Origin of the sequence: Rhodopseudomonas sp. NSM (assembly GCF_052445935.1) — a bacterium.
GTDB lineage: Bacteria > Pseudomonadota > Alphaproteobacteria > Rhizobiales > Xanthobacteraceae > Rhodopseudomonas.
In genome coordinates, this window is the sequence record NZ_JBQTCH010000008.1 from 242588 (window position 1) to 264214 (window position 21627).

23 protein-coding genes are annotated in these 21627 nt (G+C 65.6%); 10 read left to right on the forward strand and 13 right to left on the reverse strand.

The features are described from left to right. Positions 1 to 7: 7 nt before the first annotated feature. A complete protein-coding gene (locus tag ACTZWT_RS20250; protein ID WP_444771475.1) occupies positions 8 to 1156 on the reverse strand; it encodes an ABC transporter ATP-binding protein in 1149 nt (382 codons plus the stop codon). Positions 1157 to 1226: 70 nt separating this feature from the next. Next, a complete protein-coding gene (locus ACTZWT_RS20255) occupies positions 1227 to 3911 on the reverse strand; it encodes a sensor domain-containing protein (protein ID WP_444771476.1) in 2685 nt (894 codons plus the stop codon). Between the two features lie 172 nt (positions 3912 to 4083). Here ACTZWT_RS20255 and ACTZWT_RS20260 point away from each other — a divergent pair, with 172 nt between their 5' ends. Next, a complete protein-coding gene (locus tag ACTZWT_RS20260) occupies positions 4084 to 5190 on the forward strand; it encodes an NAD(P)/FAD-dependent oxidoreductase (RefSeq protein WP_444771477.1) in 1107 nt (368 codons plus the stop codon). Positions 5191 to 5536: 346 nt separating this feature from the next. Here the strand turns inward: ACTZWT_RS20260 and ACTZWT_RS20265 are convergent, their stop codons facing one another. Next, positions 5537 to 5719 carry a YdcH family protein gene (locus tag ACTZWT_RS20265; protein WP_322513931.1) on the reverse strand — a complete coding sequence of 61 codons (183 nt, stop codon included), beginning with the start codon at positions 5717 to 5719 and terminating at the stop codon, positions 5537 to 5539. A gap of 364 nt (positions 5720 to 6083) precedes the next feature. Here ACTZWT_RS20265 and ACTZWT_RS20270 point away from each other — a divergent pair, with 364 nt between their 5' ends. Further along, positions 6084 to 6290, forward strand: coding sequence for a YdcH family protein (locus tag ACTZWT_RS20270; protein WP_444771478.1), 207 nt, complete (start codon positions 6084 to 6086; stop codon positions 6288 to 6290). Here the strand turns inward: ACTZWT_RS20270 and ACTZWT_RS20275 are convergent. Continuing rightward, positions 6280 to 7038, reverse strand: a complete 759-nt coding sequence (locus ACTZWT_RS20275) for a GGDEF domain-containing protein (RefSeq protein WP_444771479.1) — start codon at positions 7036 to 7038, stop codon at positions 6280 to 6282. The two genes, ACTZWT_RS20270 and ACTZWT_RS20275, sit on opposite strands and share 11 nt — an antisense overlap. Positions 7039 to 7191: 153 nt before the next feature. On the opposite strand from ACTZWT_RS20275, the gene purE reads away from it, so the two are divergent. The 3 genes from purE to rpsU all read left to right on the forward strand — a co-directional run bounded on the left by purE (position 7192) and on the right by rpsU (position 9271). After that, positions 7192 to 7680: a 5-(carboxyamino)imidazole ribonucleotide mutase gene (gene purE / locus ACTZWT_RS20280; protein ID WP_444771480.1), complete on the forward strand. Its 489-nt coding sequence runs from the start codon at positions 7192 to 7194 to the stop codon at positions 7678 to 7680. Next, positions 7677 to 8771, forward strand: coding sequence for a 5-(carboxyamino)imidazole ribonucleotide synthase (locus ACTZWT_RS20285; RefSeq protein WP_444771481.1), 1095 nt, complete (start codon positions 7677 to 7679; stop codon positions 8769 to 8771). The genes purE and ACTZWT_RS20285 overlap by 4 nt, the downstream gene beginning before the upstream one ends. Positions 8772 to 8965: 194 nt before the next feature. Next, complete coding sequence (rpsU, locus tag ACTZWT_RS20290) at positions 8966 to 9271, forward strand: 30S ribosomal protein S21 (protein WP_322513935.1); 306 nt, start codon at positions 8966 to 8968, stop codon at positions 9269 to 9271. Between the two features lie 149 nt (positions 9272 to 9420). Here the strand turns inward: rpsU and ACTZWT_RS20295 are convergent, their stop codons facing one another. Then, positions 9421 to 10260 (reverse strand): hypothetical protein, encoded by an 840-nt coding sequence (locus ACTZWT_RS20295; RefSeq protein WP_444771482.1) that lies wholly within the window; start codon positions 10258 to 10260, stop codon positions 9421 to 9423. A 146-nt stretch (positions 10261 to 10406) separates the two neighbouring features. Further along, on the reverse strand, positions 10407 to 10694 hold the full coding sequence (locus ACTZWT_RS20300; protein ID WP_444771483.1) for a cupin domain-containing protein: 288 nt from the start codon (positions 10692 to 10694) through the stop codon (positions 10407 to 10409). A gap of 186 nt (positions 10695 to 10880) precedes the next feature. On the opposite strand from ACTZWT_RS20300, the gene ACTZWT_RS20305 reads away from it, so the two are divergent. Continuing rightward, on the forward strand, positions 10881 to 11258 hold the full coding sequence (locus tag ACTZWT_RS20305; RefSeq protein WP_444771484.1) for a VOC family protein: 378 nt from the start codon (positions 10881 to 10883) through the stop codon (positions 11256 to 11258). Positions 11259 to 11532: 274 nt separating this feature from the next. Beyond that, entirely contained in the window at positions 11533 to 12648 is a 1116-nt protein-coding gene (locus tag ACTZWT_RS20310) for an endonuclease/exonuclease/phosphatase family protein (protein ID WP_444771485.1), read from the forward strand. Positions 12649 to 12774: 126 nt separating this feature from the next. Here the strand turns inward: ACTZWT_RS20310 and ACTZWT_RS20315 are convergent, their stop codons facing one another. The 7 genes from ACTZWT_RS20315 to ACTZWT_RS20345 form a co-directional block, all read right to left on the reverse strand. Next, positions 12775 to 14178 (reverse strand): NAD(P)(+) transhydrogenase (Re/Si-specific) subunit beta, encoded by a 1404-nt coding sequence (locus ACTZWT_RS20315; protein ID WP_444771486.1) that lies wholly within the window; start codon positions 14176 to 14178, stop codon positions 12775 to 12777. Positions 14179 to 14191: 13 nt separating this feature from the next. Then, entirely contained in the window at positions 14192 to 14515 is a 324-nt protein-coding gene (locus ACTZWT_RS20320; protein WP_011440334.1) for a proton-translocating transhydrogenase family protein, read from the reverse strand. A 12-nt stretch (positions 14516 to 14527) separates the two neighbouring features. Continuing rightward, positions 14528 to 15652, reverse strand: a complete 1125-nt coding sequence (locus tag ACTZWT_RS20325) for a Re/Si-specific NAD(P)(+) transhydrogenase subunit alpha (protein ID WP_444771487.1) — start codon at positions 15650 to 15652, stop codon at positions 14528 to 14530. A 77-nt stretch (positions 15653 to 15729) separates the two neighbouring features. After that, on the reverse strand, positions 15730 to 15882 hold the full coding sequence (locus ACTZWT_RS20330; RefSeq protein WP_444771488.1) for an aa3-type cytochrome c oxidase subunit IV: 153 nt from the start codon (positions 15880 to 15882) through the stop codon (positions 15730 to 15732). 346 nt (positions 15883 to 16228) lie between these two features. After that, on the reverse strand, positions 16229 to 16621 hold the full coding sequence (locus tag ACTZWT_RS20335) for a type II toxin-antitoxin system death-on-curing family toxin (protein WP_444771489.1): 393 nt from the start codon (positions 16619 to 16621) through the stop codon (positions 16229 to 16231). Positions 16622 to 16633: 12 nt separating this feature from the next. Beyond that, positions 16634 to 16858, reverse strand: coding sequence for an AbrB/MazE/SpoVT family DNA-binding domain-containing protein (locus ACTZWT_RS20340; protein ID WP_041798053.1), 225 nt, complete (start codon positions 16856 to 16858; stop codon positions 16634 to 16636). Positions 16859 to 16995: 137 nt separating this feature from the next. Continuing rightward, entirely contained in the window at positions 16996 to 18747 is a 1752-nt protein-coding gene (locus tag ACTZWT_RS20345) for a M3 family oligoendopeptidase (protein WP_444771490.1), read from the reverse strand. A gap of 25 nt (positions 18748 to 18772) precedes the next feature. Between ACTZWT_RS20345 and ACTZWT_RS20350 the strand changes: the two genes are divergently transcribed. The 3 genes from ACTZWT_RS20350 to ACTZWT_RS20360 all read left to right on the forward strand — a co-directional run bounded on the left by ACTZWT_RS20350 (position 18773) and on the right by ACTZWT_RS20360 (position 21561). Then, positions 18773 to 18946: a hypothetical protein gene (locus tag ACTZWT_RS20350; RefSeq protein WP_444771491.1), complete on the forward strand. Its 174-nt coding sequence runs from the start codon at positions 18773 to 18775 to the stop codon at positions 18944 to 18946. A 389-nt stretch (positions 18947 to 19335) separates the two neighbouring features. Next, positions 19336 to 19986 carry a TerC family protein gene (locus tag ACTZWT_RS20355; RefSeq protein WP_444771530.1) on the forward strand — a complete coding sequence of 217 codons (651 nt, stop codon included), beginning with the start codon at positions 19336 to 19338 and terminating at the stop codon, positions 19984 to 19986. A 72-nt stretch (positions 19987 to 20058) separates the two neighbouring features. Next, the gene (locus ACTZWT_RS20360; protein ID WP_444771492.1) at positions 20059 to 21561 is read left to right on the forward strand and encodes a sigma-54-dependent transcriptional regulator; all 1503 of its coding nucleotides are present in this window, start codon (positions 20059 to 20061) and stop codon (positions 21559 to 21561) included. The last annotated feature ends 66 nt before the right edge of the window (positions 21562 to 21627 follow it).

Here is a 21627-nt window from a genome sequence, read left to right on the forward strand (position 1 = left end):
AACGTTCTCATTTTTCCAGCACCACGCAATCGTCGGGCGCGAACCACGCCACCACGTGCTCGCCGGTGCGATAGGCGTCGACGTCGAGCCGCGTGGTGTTGGCCATCTTGGCCAGCAGCGTCGCGCCGGAATCGAGCCTGATCCTGTAGCTGGTCGTCCCGCCATAGTAACCGACCTCGACGACTTCGCCGTCGAGCCGGTTCATCGCGTCGGCGTGCCCGCGGTCGTCGGCGGGGCCGCGCCGCGACAGCTTGATCTTCTCCGGCCGGATCGCGAGGCTGATCGCGGTCGCCTCGGTCGGCTGGCGCGGCGCGGCAGCGGTGACGGTCCCCGCACCGCCGGTCGCGACCGTGAGGCGGCCGTGGTCGCGCGACGCGATGCTGCCGTCGAGCATATTGACGTCGCCGACGAACTCCGCGACCCAGCGCGACGCCGGCGTCTCGTAGAGCTGCCGCGAGACGGCGACCTGTTCGAGCCGGCCGGATTGCATCACGCCGATCCGGTCGGCGACCGTCATCGCCTCCTCCTGATCGTGGGTGACGATCACGAAGGTGGTGCCGAGCCGCTTCTGCAGCGCCATCAGTTCGAGCTGAGTGGTTTCGCGCAGCTTCTTGTCGAGCGCGGCCATCGGCTCGTCGAGCAGCAGCAGCCGCGGCCGCCGCGCCAGCGCGCGCGCCAGTGCCACGCGCTGCTGCTGACCGCCGGAGAGCCGATCCGGCTTGCGCTTCTCCAGGCCCTCGAGCCTGACCAGCGCCACCATCTCGGCGACGCGCTCCTTCAACTCGCGGCGCGGGAGGCCGGCGCGCTTCAGACCGAAGGCGATGTTGTCGGCCACCGACAGATGCGGAAACAGCGCGTAGTTCTGAAACATCATGTTGACCGGGCGCCGATGCGGCAGCACCGCGGCGATGTCCTCGCCGTCGAGCAGGATGCGGCCGCTGTCGGGCGTCTCGAACCCCGCCAGCATCCGCAGCAGCGTGGTCTTGCCGCAGCCGCTCGGCCCGAGCAGCGCGAAGAACTCGCCGGCCCTGATATCGAGCGACAGCCGGTCGACCGCGACGAAGCCGCCGAATCGCTTCTCGACCGCCTCGATCCGCAACAGCGGCGCAACAGCGGATTCTGCAGGCGCATCGCCTGCCGCAATGTCCTCGATCATTTCACCACCCAGGTCCCGCTGCACGCTAGCCCCGGATCGCGGGAGGCTCAACAGCCAGGGCGGGGCGCGCTCAGCCGACCTGGCGGGCGCGCGCGGGCAAGGAGCCGGTCGCCCGGGCGAGGCCGACCAGGACCGGGTATTGATCGATCGGCGCGGGCATGCCGATCAGATAGCCCTGCACCGCATCGCAGCCCTCGTCGACCAGGAAGTCGAGCTGTTCCTGGGTCTCGACGCCCTCCGCCACCAGCGACACGCCGAGGCCGTGGCCGAGCCCGATCACCGCGCGCACGATCGCGGCCGACTGCACGTTGCGGCCGAGATTCATGATGAAGGCCCGGTCGATCTTGATCTTGTCGAACGGGAACGCCTGCAGATAGGTCAGCGACGAGTAGCCGCTGCCGAAATCGTCCATCGACACCCGGACGCCGAGCGTCTTCAGCCGACGCAACAGCGCCAGACCGCGCTCGAAATCCTCGATCAGCACGCCTTCGGTGATTTCCAGCTCGAGCCGACCGGGCTGCAGCCCGGTCTCGAGCAGCACCTGGTGCACGATCCCGACCAGATCGGTGTTGAGGAACTGCGCCGGCGACAGGTTGACGGCGATCTGCAACGGCTTCGGCCACGACGCCGCTTCGCGGCAGGCCTCGCGCAGGATCCATTCGCCGATCTCGACGATCAGGCCGCTCTCTTCCGCCAGCGGAATGAACTCGCCCGGCGGCACGAAGCCGCGCGTCGGGTGGCGCCATCGCGCCAGGGCTTCGAAGCCGACGATGTCGCCCTCGCCGATCTGCTTTTTGCTCGACGCCTGCGGCTGATAGTACAGCGACAATTCGCCGTTGCGGATCGCATTCGACAGATCCTGATGCAAGGCTCTGCGGTCGCGGATCTGCATGTCCATCTCGGGGGCGAACACGCCGATCGAGCCGCGCGCATGTGCCTTGGCGCGGAACAACGCCGCGCTGGCATTGGCGAGCAGCGAGGCCGCATCCTTGCCGTCGCGCGGAAACAGCGCGACGCCGGTGGTTCCGCCGGCCCGAACCGTCTTGCCCTCGATCTCGAAGCCGCAGGCCAGCGCCTTCGAAACCCGCTCGGCGAGTTCGCACGCCGATTCCGGCTGCGGCCCGTCGATCAGCAGTCCGAATTCGTCGCCGCCGAGCCGCGCCACGACGCCTCCGCGCGACGCCTCTGCGATCGTTCGTGCGACCTCGACCAGCAGCTGGTCGCCGACGGCGTGGCCGAACACGTCGTTGATCTCCGAGAGGCCGTCGAGGTCGACCGACAGCACCGCGAACTCGTCCTTCGAGCCGTCGCAGGCCTCGATCATCTGCGACAGCGACTTCAGGAAGGAGGTGCGATTGGGCAGATCGGTCAGGCCGTCGTGATACGCCATGTACGCCATCCGCGCCTCGGTCTGGCGGCGATCGGTGACGTCGACATGGGTCTTGATCAGATAGTTCTCCGCACCCGCCTCGTCGGCGACGGTGATGCGACGGGTCACGAACAGTCGCAGGCCGTTCCTGGTGCTGATCGGATGCTCCTCGACCATCAGGTCGCCCTTGCGGATCGCGATTTCGTCGCGCTCGCCGATCAGCCGTGCTTCCTTGGGGTTGAAGATGTCGCCGCAGGTCAGGCCGATGGCGTCCTCGCGGCGGCGATTGAGGATGATCTCCGCGCCGCGATTGGCGAGCAGATAGCGGCCGCTGCTGGTGCTCTGCACCGTGAGCCCGACCGGGATGTTGTCGACCACCAGTTCGAGGAACTTCCGCGTCTTGTCGAGCTCGCGCGCCAGCACCTGCCGGTTGGTGACGTCCTCGAACATCGCGATGATGAACTCCGGCTCGTTGCGCTCGTTGTAGGCGACGACGCGGTCGCTCTCCAGCACCAGTTCACGCTGGCCGAACTCGACCGTCAGTTCGGCTCGGCATCTCGTCCTGCCCGACTCCAGCGCCCTCTGATCCGCTTCGCGGATCGCGGCGGCGGAGCGTGGCGAATACAGGTCTTCGGCGGTCGCGCCGATGATCCGTTCGCGCGGCAGCTTCGACAGTTTCTCGAACGCGCGGTTGGCGAGAATGTAGCGCCCGTCCTCGATGCTCTTGGCCGCGACGCAGACCGGGATGTTGTCGATCACCGATTCCAGGAACTGCTTGGTGGTCGCGAGCTGCTTCGAGAGCAGACGGAGCTCGGTGCAATCGTCGTGGGTCGAGATCATGCCGCCGTTGGCCAGCGCGGAAAATTTCACCTGGACGAAGCGGCCGTCCGGCAGTTCGCTGACGTAACCTTCGGGCATCTTCGCGTTGCGCAGAAACTCCTCATTGCTGACGTCGAGCGTGCCGCGGGCACGGCGCAGCGCGAGCAGAGCGCTGCCGGCGATGCCGTGCGGGGCATCGGAGCGCTGCAGACCGTACATCTCGAGATAGCGATCGTTGCAGAACACCACCCGGTTCCTGGCGTCGACGATGACGACGCCCTGCTGCAGCTTGTTGAGCACCGAGTCGACCAGCATGTTCCTGCGGCGCTGAATGCGGCGTTGCTTGCGCAGCAGCGCCGTCGCCCACAGCGCGATGGCGCTGGTGAAAGACGCCAGCACGAGGCCGCCGATCAGCAGCTCCCAGATCAGTTCGGGCTCGAATCCGCCAATGTAACTATTCGGCTGGAAGCCGGAGGCCGCCTGCGCAACGCCGCTCGACACGAGCAGCAATGTCGCCGCCGCAATCCCCCCGCCTCCGTTGCCTTTCTTCACAATGCTCAACACCATGAAACACCTGAAAAATTACCGGCGGAGTCTCACTTGCGAGCTGTTGGAAACGCGTAAACATCGCTGCCACATTGTGGGGCTATTGAGCTGATTTTCATCAATTGACCTGCGATGGTTAATGCCGCGATAACACAGCACTTTCGGGCTCGTGCCCGGTCAGGGGCGGCGGGCAATGGAACAGGTTGAATGCGTCGTGGTCGGCGCCGGAGTGGTCGGGCTCGCGATCGCGCGCCGGCTGGCGCAAGCAGGACGCGAAGTGATCGTGCTGGAAGCCGCCGAGGGGATCGGAACCGGCACCTCGTCACGTAACAGCGAGGTGATTCATGCGGGGATCTACTATCGCGCCGGCAGCCTGATGGCGCGGCTCTGCGTCGACGGCCGGCAGGCGCTGTACGGCTTCTGCCGCGACCATGGCGTGCCGCACCGGCAATGCGGCAAGCTGATCGTGGCGACCACAGCGGCGGAGGCCGAGAAGCTGGCGTCGATCCGCGCCCATGCGGCCGCCAACGGCGTCGACGATCTGCGCGCGCTCGACGGCGCCGAAGCCCGCGCGATGGAGCCGGCGCTCACTTGCGTCGCGGCGCTGCTGTCGCCCTCGACCGGGATCATCGACAGCCACGCCTACATGCTGGCGCTACGCGGCGACGCCGAGGCCGCCGGCGCTGCGTTCGCGTTTCACGCGCCGCTGCTGCGGGCCACGGCCGAGGCCGACGGCTTCGCGCTCGAGGTCGGCGGCGAGGCGCCGATGACGCTCGGATGCCGGCTGCTGATCAATGCCGCTGGGCTCGCGGCGCCGGCAGTAGCGCGGACCATTGCGCGGATGCCGGCGGCGCTGGTGCCGGCCGCGTATCTCGCGAAGGGCAATTACTTCACGTGCAACGCGCGCGCGCCGTTCTCGCACCTGATCTATCCGGTGCCGGAGCCCGGCGGGCTCGGCGTGCATCTGACGCTGGATCTGGCCGGGCAGGCGCGGTTCGGGCCGGACGTCGAATGGATCGACGCCATCGACTATGTCGTCGACCCGGCGCGGGCCGAGCGTTTCTATCCTGCGATCCGCAGATACTGGCCGAGCCTTCCCGACGGCGCGCTGGCGCCGGGCTATTCCGGGATACGACCGAAGATCGTCCCGCCTGCAGTCGCGGTTCAGGATTTCGTCATCCAGAGTGCGGACTCGCACGGCGTCGCGGGGCTGATCAACCTGTTCGGAATCGAGTCGCCGGGTCTGACCGCGTCCCTGGCGATCGCCGAGGACGTCGCCGGGATGACCGGACGCGCCTGAGTGATCAGGCTGAAGTGAAGTTCGGAATGACCAGCGAGGATGGAGCCAGCAGGACAGAGCCAGCGTGGAGGCTGATCGGCAATCGACCGAAGCCTTCGGGCTCGCAATCAAGTCTGCCAGCGTTCAGGGGTGGGATCCAGTCTTGGCGCCGACGCGAGTGCGTCCCGGACAGGTGGCGCAGACTGGATACCAGCAACCTGATCGCTACACCCTTTCGCGAAAATCCCGCTCGCGAAAATCTCGCACGCGCGGTCTCGCTCGCGAAGGTCTCGCGCTAGAGGGCGGTGGCGAGCTCCCGTTGCATTGCGAAAGGAGCTGTCAGTGCAGTGTGTTCAGTGGAGCATGTTCAGTGGAGTGTGCTGGAGACTTGTCTCAACCGATTGATTTCGTCACGAACCATGAGTTTACGGCGTTTCAGCTCGACGATACGCAGATCATCCGTGGAAAGATGGACGAGCGCGTCGTGCAGTTCGGACTCCAGAACTTTGTGTTTTCGTTCCAGTTCAACGAGATGAGCCTGAAGTGCCATACGAAACCTCCTCTGTGGGTGAGACTAGATTCCATCCGGACGTATGAGTGTACATCTCTCATGACGGCTGTCGAGTAGCTTTGAAATACGTGCGTCACAATTACCCGATCGTCCGAAACGATTCGTGATTACAGCGGTCCTGCGCTGCGCGGTCAGCCTGCCATGATATCGCCATCAGCAAAGCGCCGACGGCTGACCGCGCCGGTCTTTAACGTCTTCGAAATCATTTCCCGCCGAAGGTCGTGTTCGACGAACGGCCGAGCCGCGCCGCTTGCCCGCAAGGCTGGCAAAGGCGATACTCCTGCTACTGATCCTTCCCGCAGCGGTTCGCGCTTCAGCGATCCGGCTCAAGCTGTTTCTGGTCATGACCGACGAAGACGAAGGCGAGCTCACGGCCGAGCTCGCAAAACTGCAGCAGGAACACCGCGATCTCGACGCGGCGATCGAAGCTCTGCATCATTCGCCGGCGCCCGATCTGTTGCGGCTGCAACGGCTGAAGAAGCGCAAGTTGGCGCTGCGTGACCGCATTGCCTTCATCGAAGATCAGATCACGCCCGACATCATCGCCTGAGCGCGTCCGGCGGCACCGCCGCCGCGCGGCGCTCGGCCTTGCGCGCATACATCGCCTGGTCGGCGATCGCGAGGGCTTCGGCCACGTCCATGTCTGCCGTCAGCATCGCCACGCCGGCCGAGACACCGGCGGCCAGGGTGTGCGCGCCGTATTGAATCGCAAGGTGATCCACCGCCAGCTCCAGCGCCGCCGCCTTGATCCGGGCGTCGGCCTCGCCGAGATTCCACAGCAGCAGCGCGAATTCGTCGCCGCCGAGCCGCCCGATCAGATCGGAGGAGCGGACGTGGCGGAGCAAGGCGTCGACCACCGCCTTCAGCACGACGTCGCCAGCGGCATGGCCGTAGGTATCGTTGACCGGCTTGAGCCGGTCGACGTCGAGCACGACCAGCGCGCCGCCGGCGCCGTAGCGCTTGATGTAGGCCAGCGCGCGGGCGAGTTCGCGCTCGAAGCCGCGGCGATTGGAAATGCCGAGCAGGAAATCGGTGTCGGCGGACGCGCGCAGCTCGTCGATCTGCGCCAGCGCCGCGGCGAGTTGCGCCTTCAGCCGCCGGATCTTCGCCTGAGCGTCGGTGGGCAGCCGGCCGGAGCCGACCTGCGCGCGCGCCATGGCCTTACCCGGAAGCACCTTGGTCGGAAGCACCTTGGTCGCGCCGGCGACGGCGCGCGGACGCTTCGCGGAAACGGGACCTGCCGATGGCCCACGGCCGGACCGGGACGTCTTCGGGGATCGGGGAGGCGTCTTTTTCATCAGAATCCGCGCGAGAACCACCACAAACTCACACCACAACACTTGCCGGTCTTCACCAAGAAAGGATAGTGCATTCCCGACGCCTTGGCCGAGGCCCCGGCGGTCCCTATATTCCCCCGCTTATGCTTCTGGATTCTCGAAAGAATCGCTCGAATGACAGCCCCCATTGCGATCATCATGGGCAGCCAGTCGGACTGGGACACGATGCGGCATACCGCCGAAACCCTGACCGCGCTCGGCATTGCCCATGATGCGCAGATCGTCTCCGCCCATCGCACCCCCGATCGCCTCTACGGCTTCGCCCGGGGCGCGAAAGCGGCCGGCTTCAAGGTCATCATCGCCGGCGCCGGCGGCGCGGCGCATCTGCCGGGCATGACGGCGGCGCTGACCGAGCTGCCGGTATTCGGCGTGCCGGTCGAGTCGAAAGCGCTGTCGGGGGTGGATTCGCTGTATTCGATCGTGCAGATGCCGGCCGGCATTCCGGTCGGCACGCTGGCGATCGGCAAGGCCGGCGCGGTCAATGCGGCGCTGCTGGCGGCGAGCGTGCTGGCGCTGGCCGACGAGGCGCTGGCTGAGCGGCTGAGCGCGTGGCGCCAGAAACAGACGGATGCGATCGCCGCCCGGCCGGAGGGATCGGCGTGACCGGTCCCGTGCAGCAGGTGCTCAAACCCGGCGACACCATCGGCATTCTCGGCGGCGGCCAGCTCGGACGGATGCTGGCGATGGCCGCAGCAAGGCTCGGCCTGCGCTGCAACGTGTTCTCGCCGGACCCGGATTCGCCGGCCTTCGACGTCGTCCAGAACGCGACCTGCGCCGAATATGCCGACGTCGAGGCGCTGGAGATGTTCGCCGCCGAGGTCGATGTCATCACCTACGAGTTCGAGAACGTGCCGGCCTCGGCGGCGCTGGTGCTGGCGGCGCGCAAGCCGGTGCTGCCCGACTACCAGATCCTCGCGACCACCCAGGACCGCCTCGCCGAGAAGGACTTCGTCACCAAGCTCGGCATCGGCACCGCCGCCTATGCCGACGTGACCTCGGCGCAGACGCTGCGCGCCGCGATCGCGAGGCTCGGCCTGCCCGCGGTGCTGAAGACGCGGCGGTTCGGCTATGACGGCAAGGGCCAGATCATCCTGCGCGAGGGCGACGACCCGGACGCTGCCTGGGAAAAGCTGGAAACCCGCGCCGCGATTCTCGAGGCATTCGTGCCGTTCGAGCGCGAGGTCTCGGTGATCGCCGCGCGCGGCAGCGACGGCCAGGTGGTGTGCTACGACGTCACCGAAAACGAGCACCGCGACCACATCCTGAAAGTGTCCAGGGTACCCGCGCCGGTGAGCGACGCTGTCGCCGGGGAAGCCCGGCGGATCGCCACCGCGATCGCCGACGCGCTGAACTATGTCGGCGTGCTGGCGGTCGAGATGTTCGTGGTGCCGGGCGACGGCGGCGCGACAGTGCTGGTCAACGAGATCGCGCCGCGGGTGCACAATTCCGGCCACTGGACGCTCGACGGCGCCTCGGTGTCGCAATTCGAGCAGCACATCCGGGCGATCGCCGGCTGGCCGCTGGCGGAGCCGCTGCGCCACGGCGCCGTCACCATGACCAATCTGATCGGCCACGACGTCGACGATTGTGCCCGCTGGCTGACGGTTCCCGGCGCCACGCTGCATCTCTACGGCAAGCGGACCGCCTTGCCCGGCCGCAAGATGGGCCATGTCACGGTCATCGAACCAGGGTGATCGAACCGTCGGCCAAAAGCCGATCCGCGGCCGACCAATGGCGCAAAAACTTATCCTCAACCGAGGTGGACAGCGGCGGCCCTATCTGATACATCCGCGCCCTTAAGGCTGAGGGCCTGGCCGCTGTCGGCCCCGCCTGTTTCAGAAATTCAAATCCGACACACGTCAATCGGACCAGTCAAAGAGGATGCCGCGTGCAGGTTCTCGTTCGCGATAACAATGTCGATCAAGCTCTCAAGGCGCTCAAGAAGAAGATGCAGCGCGAGGGCATTTTCCGCGAGATGAAGCTCCGCGGTCATTACGAGAAGCCGTCCGAGAAGAAGGCCCGTGAAAAGGCCGAAGCCGTGCGCCGCGCCCGCAAGCTGGCCCGCAAGAAGCTGCAGCGCGAAGGCCTGCTGCCGATGAAGCCGAAGCCGGCGTTTGGCGCCGATCGCGGCCGTCCGGGTGCCGCGGGTCCCGGTGCCGGCGGCCCGGGTGCGGGTCCGCGCGGTCCGCGCTGATCGTTCGGATTTCAATTCTGGATTTCGAAACGCGGGCCTTGTGCCCGCGTTTTGCGTTTCGGGGCAGCCGTCAACCGGGGCCATCGGCGCTGCAGCCACCAGAATGCCCGGGCTCGCCCGGGCATTCTGGCTGAAGCGAGATCGAGAACTCAGCGCGGCAGCACGGCGTGGAACACGGATTTCGCGGCCAGCAGCACGTCCTCGGCGACCGAGGGCTTCTGCTCTGACGCGCCACCCTCGCCGCGCATCGCGGCGGCAGAGGGGATGTCGGCCGGCGGGGCGATCCGCGGGCCGCCGAAGCTGGCTTCCGCCGTTGCGGCGGGCGGCACCGAGCCGGTGAAGCTCGTGCCGGTGGTCATCGTGGCGCTGGCAGCGGGCGTCGCAATGCTGACCGGCGGCGGCAGCGGCTGCAGCGCCGCGGTGCTGCGCGGCGGCTCCTGCACCCTGGGCATCTCCTGGACCTTGAACGGCTCCTGAACCTTCACCGGCTCCGGCGTGCGCGCCATGACTTCGGTCGGCGCGGGCCGCACCGGCTCCGCGGCGCGCAGCCGCTCGACGGCGGCGCGGAGCACCTCGTTGGGATCACGATTGGCCTCGCGGCGCTCGTCGGCGTTCTTTTCGCTGGCTTTCTCGCTGGCCTTCGCGACGGGCTTTGCGGGCTCGGTCGCGGCGGCTGGCTTGGCGGCGACCTTCTCGGCCGGCTTCTCCGCAGAGCGCAGACCGCGGGATGTCGATCGCTCGGCCGACTTGTCGGTGGAGGTCTTGGACTTGGCCGGCTCGGCCTTGTCGGAATCGTGCTCCGGTGCCGCGGCCAGCGCAGGCGGATCGACCGTCACCTTGGCGGGCTCGGCCTTGACGGTCTGAGCCGCGGGAGGCGCGTTGTCAGGCCTCGACACGATGTACTGATTCACCACATAGGCGCCGATCACGGTGGCGACCACCGACGGCAGAATCTGTCCAACCAATTTTTCGGTGATGTATTTCAGCATGGCCTGACTCTTCCCCGCACGCTTGATGATCGCCGTTTGAGGCTGATTGAGGGATCAACTGCGACGGATCGGTGGCATCAGAACGTGCAAAAGGGCGCGCCGCGGCGCGCCCTCGGAGAAGCTGGTCCACAACGCTTAAGACGCGGTTAAGCTTTCAGCTCGACCTCCAGAAACACGATCTCGGTCGTGCTCTCGTTGAGCACGTCGTGCTCGACGCCGGCCTTGCGGAAATACGACTTGCCGGTCTTGAGCTGCGCAATGGAGCGCGTGCCGTCCGGCGCCACGATCGTCATCTCGGCGTCCGCCACCGGGACGATGACGTAGTCCATGCCGTGCCGGTGCGGACCGGTGGCGGCCCCGGGCGCCAGCCGCCATTCGGTGACACGCACCTCGTCATTGTCGATCTGGATTTCGGACTGGGCAGCAAGCGTCATTGTGATCATCCTCGAGCGGGATCGGCGGGATTGCGAACGCCACGCATACCATCGAATCGCAATGACCTGAACGCGGGAAGCATGGGACACGCATCGGCGGGCGTCGCGCTCTCGCCAAACCGCACGCGGCGCGTATAGTCGCGTATCACCCTCGGGGTGAAATCAAAAACAACCTATGGGAGCACCATGTTTTCACACGTCATGATCGGCACCAACAATCTCGAAGCGGCGAAGGATTTCTACGACAAGCTGCTCGGCACCCTCGGCGTCGCCCCGGCGACGGTCGATCGTCATCGCATCTTCTATCGCACCAAGACCGGTACCTTCGCGGTCAGTAAGCCGATCAACGGCGAGCCGGCGACGCCGGCCAATGGCGGGACGATCGGGTTCGCGGCGAAGTCTCAGGAGGAAGCCGACGCCTGGCACGCCACCGGCGTCGCCAATGGCGCGACGAGCTGCGAAGACCCGCCCGGCGTGCGCGCGATGGGCGATCTGAAGCTCTACCTCGCCTATTTGCGCGATCCGGACGGCAACAAGATCTGCGTGATGCACCGGATGGGGTGAGACCGACGCAAGCTCCGTCGTTGCAGTTCGCGCATAGAACGCATGACGGTCGGAATCGTCATCGGACCGGCGCCCTTCGCCGCCGGTCTTTCACAAGACTTACGGTCGTCCGGTCCCAATGAGGACCGGACGCTTCATCTAAGTGACGCAGTTCTGACATGCAGCCGGTATTCAATCCGGTTCGAGACATTTTTCATTATCAGTGCCTCCAATTATCAGCGCCCAAGTCGATGCCAATCTGATCGTCTATTTATATTTCAAAGGGAGCTTCGATATGCCTGCCAACAAGCGCAACATCAGTTTTGCCACGTTCAATCTCTACAATCTTCAGCTTCCCGATCAGCCGATGTACCCGAAAAGCCGGCCGTACACCCAAGAGCAGTACGACGCCAAGATCGGATGGATCGCATCGATGATCAAACGCCTGGACGCGGACGTCATCGCCTTCCAGGAGCTGTGGGATCGTCAGGCGCTCGAGACCGCTTTCGAGGCCGCCGGCCTGAGCGAGAGCTACTCCTTCGCCTATATCATGGAAGGAGCTTGGGACGGCATCGCTGTGGCTGCCGCGGTTCGCAAACCGTGGGAGATCACCGGCGTCAAAAGGCACAAGGCTTTCCCGCAAGGCCTCCGGCTGAAGAAGCGCGAGCGAACCATGAAGGGACTTCGGGCCGATCCGCCTGAGGCCGACGAGGATATCGTCCCGGACGAGAACGACGAGTTCGGGCCCAGCCACGAAGACGAACGCATCGAAGTGTCGATCAACGAGTTTTCGCGCTCGCCGCTGCAGGTCACGGTGACGCACGGCACCGCGAAGAGCCCCTCAGTGCCGCCCATTCAAGTGTTCTGCACTCACCTGAAATCGAAACTTTCGACCCCTCTCGACAACGAAGAGTACCGGAACCCGGCGATCCGTCCGCACACTAACGCCCTTGGGGCCGCATTGTCTGCGATCCGGCGCACTGCCGAGGCCGCAGCGCTGCGCATCATCCTGAACGACACCATGCGCGACACGGACGATCCGACGATCGTCCTCGGCGACATCAACGATGGGCAGTTCTCCAACGTCGTGTCGATCCTGTCAGGCCAGCCAACGTTTCGTGTCATCGCAGCCAGCAGATCGGGGGGGCGCAGCGACGTCGGACTTTATACCGGCGTAACGCTGCAACAGCTTCGCAGCCTCGGCGATGTCTACTACACTCATGAATTCAAGAATGTGCGCGAGGTGATCGACCACGCTCTGGTCTCGGAACAGTTCTATGACCATTCCGAAAAGAGACTGTGGGCATTTCGCGAGATGCAGTTCTTCAATGATCATGTCGCCCACGCCTCGCATGCCGAATCGGATCACGGGCAAGTTCGTATCTGGTTTCAGTGGGCGCCCGCAGGCTGACGCGGCTCGACCAGCGCCGAGCTGGATCGCTTCGCTGCCCGCCATGACGGAACAGCGGTTCGCCTTCCCCCAGAATCAAAACGCCCGGCCTTGCGGCCGGGCGTTGGTCATTCGAACGTCGAACCCTCAGTGATTCATCGCCTTGACGATGTTCTCGGTCATCTTCTTGGCGTCGCCGAGCAGCATCATCGTGTTGTCGCGATAGAACAGCGGGTTGTCAATGCCGGCGTAACCCGACGCCAGCGAGCGCTTGATGAACATCACGGTGCCGGCCTTCCAGACCTGCAGTACCGGCATGCCGTAGATCGGCGAGGACGGATCCTCTTCGGCCGCCGGGTTGGTGACGTCGTTGGCGCCGATCACGAAGGCGACGTCCGACTGCGCGAATTCGGAGTTGATGTCCTCGAGCTCGAACACCTCGTCGTACGGCACGTTGGCCTCGGCGAGCAGCACGTTCATGTGGCCCGGCATACGGCCGGCGACCGGATGAATCGCGTACTTCACCTCGACGCCTTCCTTCTTCAGCGTGTCGGCCATTTCGCGCAGCGCGTGCTGGGCCTGCGCCACCGCCATGCCGTAGCCCGGCACGATGATGACCTTCTGCGCGTTCTTCATGATGAAGGCCGCGTCGTCGGCCGAGCCGAGCTTGGCCGGGCGCTGTTCGCCGCCGGCGCCGGCCGCAGCCGCGGTCTCGCCGCCGAAGCCACCCAGGATCACCGAAATGAACGAGCGGTTCATGCCCTTGCACATGATGTAGGACAGGATCGCACCCGAGGAGCCGACCAGCGCGCCGGTGATGATCAGCGCCGAGTTGCCCAGCGTGAAGCCGATGCCGGCGGCGGCCCAGCCCGAATACGAGTTCAGCATCGAGATCACGACCGGCATGTCGGCGCCGCCGATCGGGATGATGATCAGGATGCCGAGCAGCAGCGCGACGCCGGTGATCACCCAGAAGGCGTATTCGTGGCCGGTGATCACCAGCACCACGATCGACACCAGCATGATCACGCCGAGCGCGATGTTGACCGCGTGGCGGGCGGGCAGAATGATCGGCGAGCCGCTCATCTTGCCGGACAGTTTGAGGAACGCGATCACCGAGCCGGTGAAGGTCAGCGCGCCGATGGCGACGCCGAGCGACATTTCCACCAGGCTGGCGCCGTGGATGTTGCCGGGGGTGCCGATGTCGAACGCGGCGGGCGCGTAGAACGCACCGGCGGCGACCAGCACCGCGGCCATGCCGACCAGCGAGTGGAAGGCGGCGACCAGTTCGGGCATCGAGGTCATCGGCACGCGCTTGGCGATCACCGCGCCGATGCCGCCGCCGATGCCGATGCCGAGCAGCACCAGCACCCAGCCGAGGAAATCGGCCGGCGGATGGCCGGCCAGCGTGGTGAGGACCGCGATCCCCATGCCGGTCATGCCCATCAGGTTGCCCTGACGGCTGGTGGCCGGCGACGACAGACCGCGCAGCGACAGAATGAACAGGACGCCGGCGATCAGATACAGAAGTGCGGAAAGATTGGCGTTCATCGACGGCCCCTAATCACTTCTGCTTCTTCTTGTACATCGCCAGCATGCGCTGGGTGACAAGGAAACCGCCGAAGATGTTGATACACGCGAAGATCAGCGCGACGAAACCGAAGCCGCGCGCCCACAGCGGCCCGTTGTCGCTGCCGACCAGCGACACGCCGACCGCCAGCAACGCGCCGACCACGATCACCGACGAGATCGCATTGGTGACCGACATCAGCGGCGTGTGCAGCGCGGGCGTCACCGCCCACACCACGAAATAGCCGACGAACACGGCCAGAACGAAAATCGACAGCCGAAACACGAACGGATCGACGGCCTGCACGACATGCTCCATGGCGGCTTTCCTTTATTTCGGCTGGAAGTTCGGGTGAACGACGGCGCCGTCGCGCGTCAGCGCGGTGGCCTTGACCAGATCGTCGTCCCAGTTCACCGCCAGCGCCTTGCTGTCCTTGTTGACCAGCGTCTCGATGAAGCTGACCAGGTTGCGCGCATACAGGGCCGAGGCCGACGCCGCGACGCGGCCGGCGACATTGGTGTAGCCGACGATCCTGACGCCGTCGGTCTCGACGACTTCGCCGGGCTTGGCGCCCTCGACGTTGCCGCCGCGCTCGACCGCGAGATCGACCAGCACCGAGCCCGGCTTCATCGACTTCACCATCTCGGCGGTGACGAGGCGCGGCGCGGGCCGGCCCGGGATCAGCGCGGTGGTGATGACGATGTCCTGCTTCTTGATGTGCTCGGCGGTCAGCGCGGCCTGCTTGGCCTGATACTCTTTCGACATTTCCTTGGCGTAGCCGCCGGCGGTCTGGGCGTTCTTGAACTCTTCGTCCTCGACCGCGAGGAACTTGGCGCCCAAGCTCTCGACCTGCTCCTTGGTGGCGGGGCGGACGTCGGTCGCGGTGACGATGGCACCGAGCCGGCGCGCGGTCGCGATCGCCTGCAGACCGGCGACGCCGACGCCCATGATGAACACCTTGGCGGCGGGCACGGTGCCGGCCGCGGTCATCATCATCGGGAACACCCGGCCGAACTGCTCGGCGGCGTCGATCACCGCCCGATAGCCGGCGAGGTTGGCCTGGCTCGACAGCACGTCCATCACCTGCGCGCGGGTAATGCGCGGCATCAGCTCCATGGCGAAGGCGGTGACGCCGGCGTCGGCCATCGCCTTCAGCGCGGCGTCGTTGCCGTACGGGTCCATGATCGCCATCACCAGCGCGCCGCGCTTGTAGGCGGACAGCTCGGACGCTTCCGGACGCTTCACCTTGAGGACGATGTCGGCGTCCTTCAGCGCGTCGGCGCTGACGGTGGCGCCGACGGCGGTGAACTCGGAATCCGGCAGGCCGGATTTGATGCCGGCGCCTGGCTCGACGACGATGTCGGCACCCAGCGCCTTCAGCTTCTTCACGGTGTCCGGCGTCGCCGCGACACGCGGTTCAGAAGCATCGAGTTCTTTGGCAACAGCAATTTTCATGGAGCCTCCTGCGGCGCCTGGCGCGCGCGTGAGCTAGCAATCTCGACACCGCTTTCCGGCGATGCACTCGGTCGAAGTCAGGTCAGGAAGATCGCCATCAAGGCGACGATCGCGATCACGGCCGCCGAGCCATACTTCACCAGCTTGATGAAACCTTCGTAGGTTTGCTCGTGGGCAGCGTAGTCGTTGCCCGAAGCCGCGGTGTAGGCAAGGTCGTGTTTCTCAGCCATCGTCTTCTCCGAGCGATTTTCGTGAAAGTGCTGTGCCATTAGCGCAATCCCAATGCGAGGGCAACGGCGCTGCAACGCACTCACCTAACCAGTTTGGATCATTCCAAATCGGCTCGGCTGCCGCCCTGCGACGATGCAGTGTGATCGCAACGAGGCCTAACGACAAGCACTTCGGAGGCGCTCGCAATAACTGCGACGATTATTCCGCGGTGCGGACCGTCGCGCCTGATTTGCGCAGTGCACACTTCATTTTGGTGCTGATGATCAGTCGAAAGCCCGGCGATTTCTGCCTGCTGCCGACTGCCGCGCTTCATGCCCGGCCAATGATCGCCTCGCTTGAAAAGCTCTAAGCCGGCCAATTGTCCCTGACCCAGCGGGTCAGGCTCGCTTCACTGACTTCGCCTGCGGCGAGGGAGAGAATGATCGAGGTCGCATGCGCAGGCGCAGGGTCGAAGGCGACGCCGTTCTTGGTCAGAAACACCATCAACGCCATGAAGGCGATCCGCTTGTTGCCATCGACGAACGCATGATTCTTGGCGAGGCCGAAGGCGTAAGCGGCCGCCAGCTCTGCGAGATCCGACGACTCATAGCGCCATTTGTTGATCGGGCGCTCGAGCGCCGATCGGAGCATACCCTCGTCCCGCAAGCCGGGCGCGCCGCCGAAGCGGCGCAATTGGCGGGCGTGCATCGCAATCGCCTGCTCGTAGGTGATCCACAGCGGTTCGACGGGCTCACTCATCCGGACTTCCGATCATTTGGCGAGGGCGGCGAGCGTGTCCTTGTATTTTTCCATCACCTCGTCGGCGATCTCCATCGTCCGCTCGAAGTCGGGGTCGTAGGGCATCGCCTGGAAGCCGCCTCCGGCGAGCTCCGTGATGTGCAGTTCCTGGCCGCGCTTCAGATCGAGGCGCTGCATCAGTTCCTTCGGCAGCAACAGACCATCGGAATTGCCGATCTTCTTGATCTCGATTTTCATGATGAGCCTCTGAATGCGCGCAATTGCGCCTGTTGAGATCCAAATCTCATCTGAAAAGCAAAGGGCATGTCATACATCTGTATAACATGCCCTCCGGGGTCCGTTCAACAAATGTTTTACGACAGCGACAACCCGCCCTACCCCATCGCCTCCAGCTCGTCGATCATGCCGGCGATCACGGAGAGGCCGCCGTCCCAGAAGCTGGGTTCCTTGGCGTCGAGACCGAACGGGGCCAGCAATTCGGAATAGTGCTTGGTGCCGCCGGCAGAGAGCATCGCGAGGTAGCGCTCGGCGAAGCCCTCCTGGGCGTGTTCGTAGACGGCGTAGAGCGAGTTCACCAGGCAGTCGCCGAACGCATAGGCGTAGACGTAGAACGGCGAATGGATGAAGTGCGGGATGTACATCCAGAAGTTCTCGTAGCCCGGCTTGATCTCGATCGCCGGACCCAGGCTCTCGCTCTGCACGCTGAGCCAGATCTCGCCGATCCGCTGCGCGGTGAGTTCGCCGCTGCGGCGCTCGGTGTGGATCGCGCGCTCGAAAGAATAGAACGCGATCTGCCGCACCACGGTGTTGATCATGTCCTCGACCTTGCCGGCGAGCAGCGCCTGGCGCTGCTTGACGCTCTTGGTCTGCGCCAACAGCCGGCGGAAGGTCAGCATTTCGCCGAACACGCTGGCGGTCTCGGCCAGCGTCAGCGGCGTCGGCGCCATCAGCGCGCCATTGCCGGCGGCGAGCACCTGATGCACGCCGTGGCCGAGTTCGTGGGCGAGCGTCATCACGTCGCGCGGCTTGCCCTGGTAGTTCATCAGCACATAGGGATGCGCCGACGGCGTGGTCGGGTGTGAGAACGCGCCCGGCGCCTTGCCGGGACGCACCGGCGCGTCGATCCAGCGATCGGTGAAGAAGCGCTCGGCGATCCGCGCCATCTCCGGCGAGAACGCGCTGTAGGCGGTCAGCACCATGTTGCGCGCGTCGGGCCAGGCGATGCTGCCGGTGGCCGCGAACGGCAGCGGCGCGTTGCGGTCCCAATGCGGCAGCTTCTTCTTGCCGAACCAGCCGGCCTTGAGCTTGTAGTAGCGATGCGACAGCCGCGGATAGGCGCCGCGGACCGAGGCGACCAGCGCGTCGACGACCTCGCGCTCGACCCGGTTGGCGAGATGCCGCGAGTCGGCGACGTCTTCGAAGCCGCGCCAGCGGTCGGAGATCTCCTTGTCCTTGGCGAGCGTGTTGGTGATCAGCGCGAAGGTGCGCTCATTCGCCTTGAAGGTCTTGGCCAGCGCCTCGGCCGCGGCCTTGCGCTTGGCGGGCGCCCGGTCCTGCAGCAGGTTCAGCGTCGGCTCGATCGCCAGTTCCTTGCCGCCGAGCTTGAAGCGCAGGCCGGAGATGGTCTGGTCGAACAGCCGGTTGAAGGCGCCGTAGCCGGTCTGCGACTTCTCGTGGAAGAGCTGCTCGACGCGATCCTCGAGCTGATACGGCTTGTCCTTGCGCAGGTCCTCGATCCACGGCCGGTAGTGGCCGAGTTCGGGCGCCTGCATCGCGCGCTCCAGCACCTCGTCGTCGACGCGGTTGAGCTCGAGCATGAAGAACAACAGATGCACCGACGCCGCCGTCAGCCGCTCGGAGACGTCGCCGTAGAATTTCGACTTCACCGGGTCGACGCTGTCGCCGGCATGGACCAAGCCGGCATAGGAGCCGAGCCGTCCGGCAAGATCCTCGATCGCCTCGTAGCGCTTCACCGCGGAGGCCAGCCACGCGCCACCGCCGTCCCGGGCGGCTTCCTCGGCGAGCTTACCCTTGAAATCCGCCTCGAACGAGGCGCATTCGGCGTCCAGCCGGTCGAGATCGGCGGCGACCTGCGGGGCGTCGATCGCCGGATAAAGATCGGCCAAATTCCATTCCGGGAGCCTTGCGGGCTTGCGGACCGCCGAAGCCGCTGCCTTCTTGGCCGGCCTGGCGGGCGCGGATTTGCGCGACGGCGGCTTGCGGGAAGTCTTGACGGAGCGTGCAGTCTTGGCGCTACGGGTCGTGACTGATTTCGGCATGGACACTTTCGACATGGCGCGTGAATGTATCGCAAAACGCTACTAGCTGACACGTGGCCTCTGCAAGTGCCTGTTTCAAGGCGCGGTTTCGGCCTAGCGCAGCGCTGGTTCCGGGCGTTGACTGCAGCGGACGCAACATTGCTGCCCGTCGCCGCAAGCCGGTATCGCCCGCGTCGGCATTTTGTTACGTGACAGCGCTACAAGCGCGAGATATCTCGACGCCGCCGGCCTGCTCGTTCATGCCGGCGCGGTTTCAATCGATCGATCCGAATCAGATGCTGTGTCTCCTGCCGCAGTCCGATCAAGCCGAGCAAGTCAGTCAACCTGCGGACGCCGCCGGCGTCCTGTCACAACAATGACGTCCAAGGACCGGGCCCCTCTGGCAGTTCGCAGGAACTGTGATGTCGGACTGGACGTTCACGGAGAGGCCCGATGATGAACGAATTCCTCACGATCTTCACGCCCGAGGGCATGACCGCGCTGGCGCAGGTCATCATGATCGACCTTGTGCTGGCCGGCGACAACGCCGTCGTCATCGGGCTGGCCGCCGCCGGCCTGCCGAAGGAACAGCGCAACAAGGCGATCCTGATCGGCATCATCGCCGCCACCGTGCTGCGCATCGCCTTCGCCAGCGTCACCGTGCAGTTGCTGCAGATCATCGGCCTGCTGCTGGCCGGCGGCGTGCTGCTGCTGTGGGTGTGCTGGAAGATGTGGCGCGAGTTGCGCACCCACCATGCCAGCGACGACGATGCCGACGAGGATCGCAGCCAGAACGGCACCTCATCCGGCGCGCCGACCAAGACGCTCGGCCAGGCGGTCTGGCAGATCACACTGGCCGACGTCTCGATGTCGCTCGACAACGTGCTCGCGGTTGCCGGCGCCGCGCGTGAACACCCGATCATCCTGGTGTTCGGCCTCGGCCTGTCGATCGCGCTGATGGGGCTGGCCGCGACCTTCATCGCCCGGCTGCTGCAGAACCACCGCTGGATCGCCTATGTCGGCCTCGCCATCATTCTCTATGTCGCGCTCGACATGATCTATCGCGGCGCGCTGGAAATCTGGCCGCACGCATTCGCGGCGCTCTGACGTCTTCAGGAGTCATTAACGCTTTCACGCCCATGGTGCACCAATTCGGGACACTGAAGGCTTGAGAGTGGTATGGTTGAGCGAATTCTGATCGCGGACGACGATCCGGTGCAGCGCCGGCTGGTCGAGAACATGGTGCAGAAGTGCGGCTACGAGGCCGTGCTGGCCGACAGCGGCGACTCCGCGATGGCGCTGCTGACCGCGCCGGACACGGCCGCGATCGACGCCGTGGTGCTCGATCTGGTGATGCCCGGCCTCGACGGCCTCGGCGTGCTCGGCAAGATCCGCGAGGCCGGCCTGAACGTGCCGGTGATCGTGCAGACCGCGCATGGCGGCATCGACAATGTCGTGTCGGCGATGCGCGCCGGCGCCCATGATTTCGTGGTCAAGCCGGTCGGTATCGAGCGGCTGCAGGTCAGCTTGCGCAACGCGCTGAACGCCAGCGCCCTGAAGGGCGAGCTGCAGCGGATCCGCCACAGCCGCGAAGGCCGGCTGACGTTTTCCGACATCATCACCCGCAGCGACGCGATGGCCGCTGTGCTGCGCGCCGCCGAGAAGGCCGCGGGCTCCTCGATCCCGGTGCTGATCGAGGGCGAATCCGGCGTCGGCAAGGAGATGTTCGCGCGTGCCATCCACGGCTCTAGCGAGCGGCGGGCCAAGCCGTTCGTCGCGGTGAACTGCGGCGCGATCCCGGACAATCTGGTCGAGTCGATTCTGTTCGGGCACGAAAAGGGCGCGTTCACCGGCGCCACCGATCGCCACATGGGCAAGTTCGTCGAAGCCACCGGCGGCACGCTGTTTCTCGACGAGGTCAGCGAATTGCCGCTGGCCGCGCAGGTCAAACTGCTGCGCGCGCTGCAGGAAGGCGCGGTCGAGGCGGTCGGCGGGCGCAAGCCGCTCAAGGTCGACGTCCGCATCATCTCGGCGACCAATCGCCGGCTGCTCGACCGGGTCAAGGCCGGCCTGTTCCGCGAAGACCTGTTCTATCGGCTGCACGTGCTGCCGCTGACGGTGCCGCCGCTGCGGGCGCGGCGCGAGGACATTCCACCGCTGCTGCGGCATTTCCTGGTGCGGTTCTGCGCCGAGGAAAACCGCAAGATCGGCGGCATCAACGGCGAGGCAATGGCCCGCCTCGCCCAGCTCGACTGGCCCGGCAACATCCGCCAGCTCGAAAACGCGGTGTATCGCGCGGTGGTCATGAGCGACGGCGATCAGCTCGGCGTCGACGACTTCCCGCTGGCGAGCGCACCCTCGACGGTGCCGACCGGCGAAGCCGACGGCGAACCGCTGATCCTGGAACCGGCAACCTCGACGCAGTTCGTTGCAGCGAACGAGGTGCCGATCGCGCCACTGCCGACGCACGGCATCCTGCCGATGCTGACTGCCGGCGGCGACGTCCGCCCGCTGGACGAACTGGAGAACGAAATCATCCGCTTCGCGATCTCGCATTATCGCGGCCAGATGTCGGAAGTCGCGCGGCGGCTGAAGATCGGGCGCTCGACGCTGTATCGCAAGCTGGACGAGATGGAAGCGACTCGCGCAGCGCAGGCTTCCTCGCCGGCGGACACGCGTTGAGGGAATTGGGGTGCCGCCGCGGCAACGGCGGCGCGAAATCCGCGCCTGGAAGATTCGAACCGTTGC

Excerpts from the sequence above, each read along its gene's own strand:
- ACTZWT_RS20275 (WP_444771479.1), bottom strand. The coding sequence starts at position 7,038 with ATGAAAAAGACGCCTCCCCGATCCCCGAAGACGTCCCGGTCCGGCCGT.
- ACTZWT_RS20265 (WP_322513931.1), bottom strand. The coding sequence starts at position 5,719 with ATGGCACTTCAGGCTCATCTCGTTGAACTGGAACGAAAACACAAAGTT.
- purE (WP_444771480.1), top strand. The coding sequence starts at position 7,192 with ATGACAGCCCCCATTGCGATCATCATGGGCAGCCAGTCGGACTGGGAC.
- ACTZWT_RS20250 (WP_444771475.1), bottom strand. The coding sequence starts at position 1,156 with ATGATCGAGGACATTGCGGCAGGCGATGCGCCTGCAGAATCCGCTGTT.
- ACTZWT_RS20340 (WP_041798053.1), bottom strand. The coding sequence starts at position 16,858 with ATGAAAATCGAGATCAAGAAGATCGGCAATTCCGATGGTCTGTTGCTG.
- ACTZWT_RS20325 (WP_444771487.1), bottom strand. The coding sequence starts at position 15,652 with ATGAAAATTGCTGTTGCCAAAGAACTCGATGCTTCTGAACCGCGTGTC.
- ACTZWT_RS20255 (WP_444771476.1), bottom strand. The coding sequence starts at position 3,911 with ATGGTGTTGAGCATTGTGAAGAAAGGCAACGGAGGCGGGGGGATTGCG.
- ACTZWT_RS20310 (WP_444771485.1), top strand. The coding sequence starts at position 11,533 with ATGCCTGCCAACAAGCGCAACATCAGTTTTGCCACGTTCAATCTCTAC.
- ACTZWT_RS20305 (WP_444771484.1), top strand. The coding sequence starts at position 10,881 with ATGTTTTCACACGTCATGATCGGCACCAACAATCTCGAAGCGGCGAAG.
- ACTZWT_RS20330 (WP_444771488.1), bottom strand. The coding sequence starts at position 15,882 with ATGGCTGAGAAACACGACCTTGCCTACACCGCGGCTTCGGGCAACGAC.
- ACTZWT_RS20320 (WP_011440334.1), bottom strand. The coding sequence starts at position 14,515 with ATGGAGCATGTCGTGCAGGCCGTCGATCCGTTCGTGTTTCGGCTGTCG.
- ACTZWT_RS20270 (WP_444771478.1), top strand. The coding sequence starts at position 6,084 with ATGACCGACGAAGACGAAGGCGAGCTCACGGCCGAGCTCGCAAAACTG.
- ACTZWT_RS20295 (WP_444771482.1), bottom strand. The coding sequence starts at position 10,260 with ATGCTGAAATACATCACCGAAAAATTGGTTGGACAGATTCTGCCGTCG.
- ACTZWT_RS20300 (WP_444771483.1), bottom strand. The coding sequence starts at position 10,694 with ATGACGCTTGCTGCCCAGTCCGAAATCCAGATCGACAATGACGAGGTG.
- ACTZWT_RS20360 (WP_444771492.1), top strand. The coding sequence starts at position 20,059 with ATGGTTGAGCGAATTCTGATCGCGGACGACGATCCGGTGCAGCGCCGG.
- ACTZWT_RS20335 (WP_444771489.1), bottom strand. The coding sequence starts at position 16,621 with ATGAGTGAGCCCGTCGAACCGCTGTGGATCACCTACGAGCAGGCGATT.
- ACTZWT_RS20355 (WP_444771530.1), top strand. The coding sequence starts at position 19,336 with ATGAACGAATTCCTCACGATCTTCACGCCCGAGGGCATGACCGCGCTG.
- ACTZWT_RS20260 (WP_444771477.1), top strand. The coding sequence starts at position 4,084 with ATGGAACAGGTTGAATGCGTCGTGGTCGGCGCCGGAGTGGTCGGGCTC.
- ACTZWT_RS20315 (WP_444771486.1), bottom strand. The coding sequence starts at position 14,178 with ATGAACGCCAATCTTTCCGCACTTCTGTATCTGATCGCCGGCGTCCTG.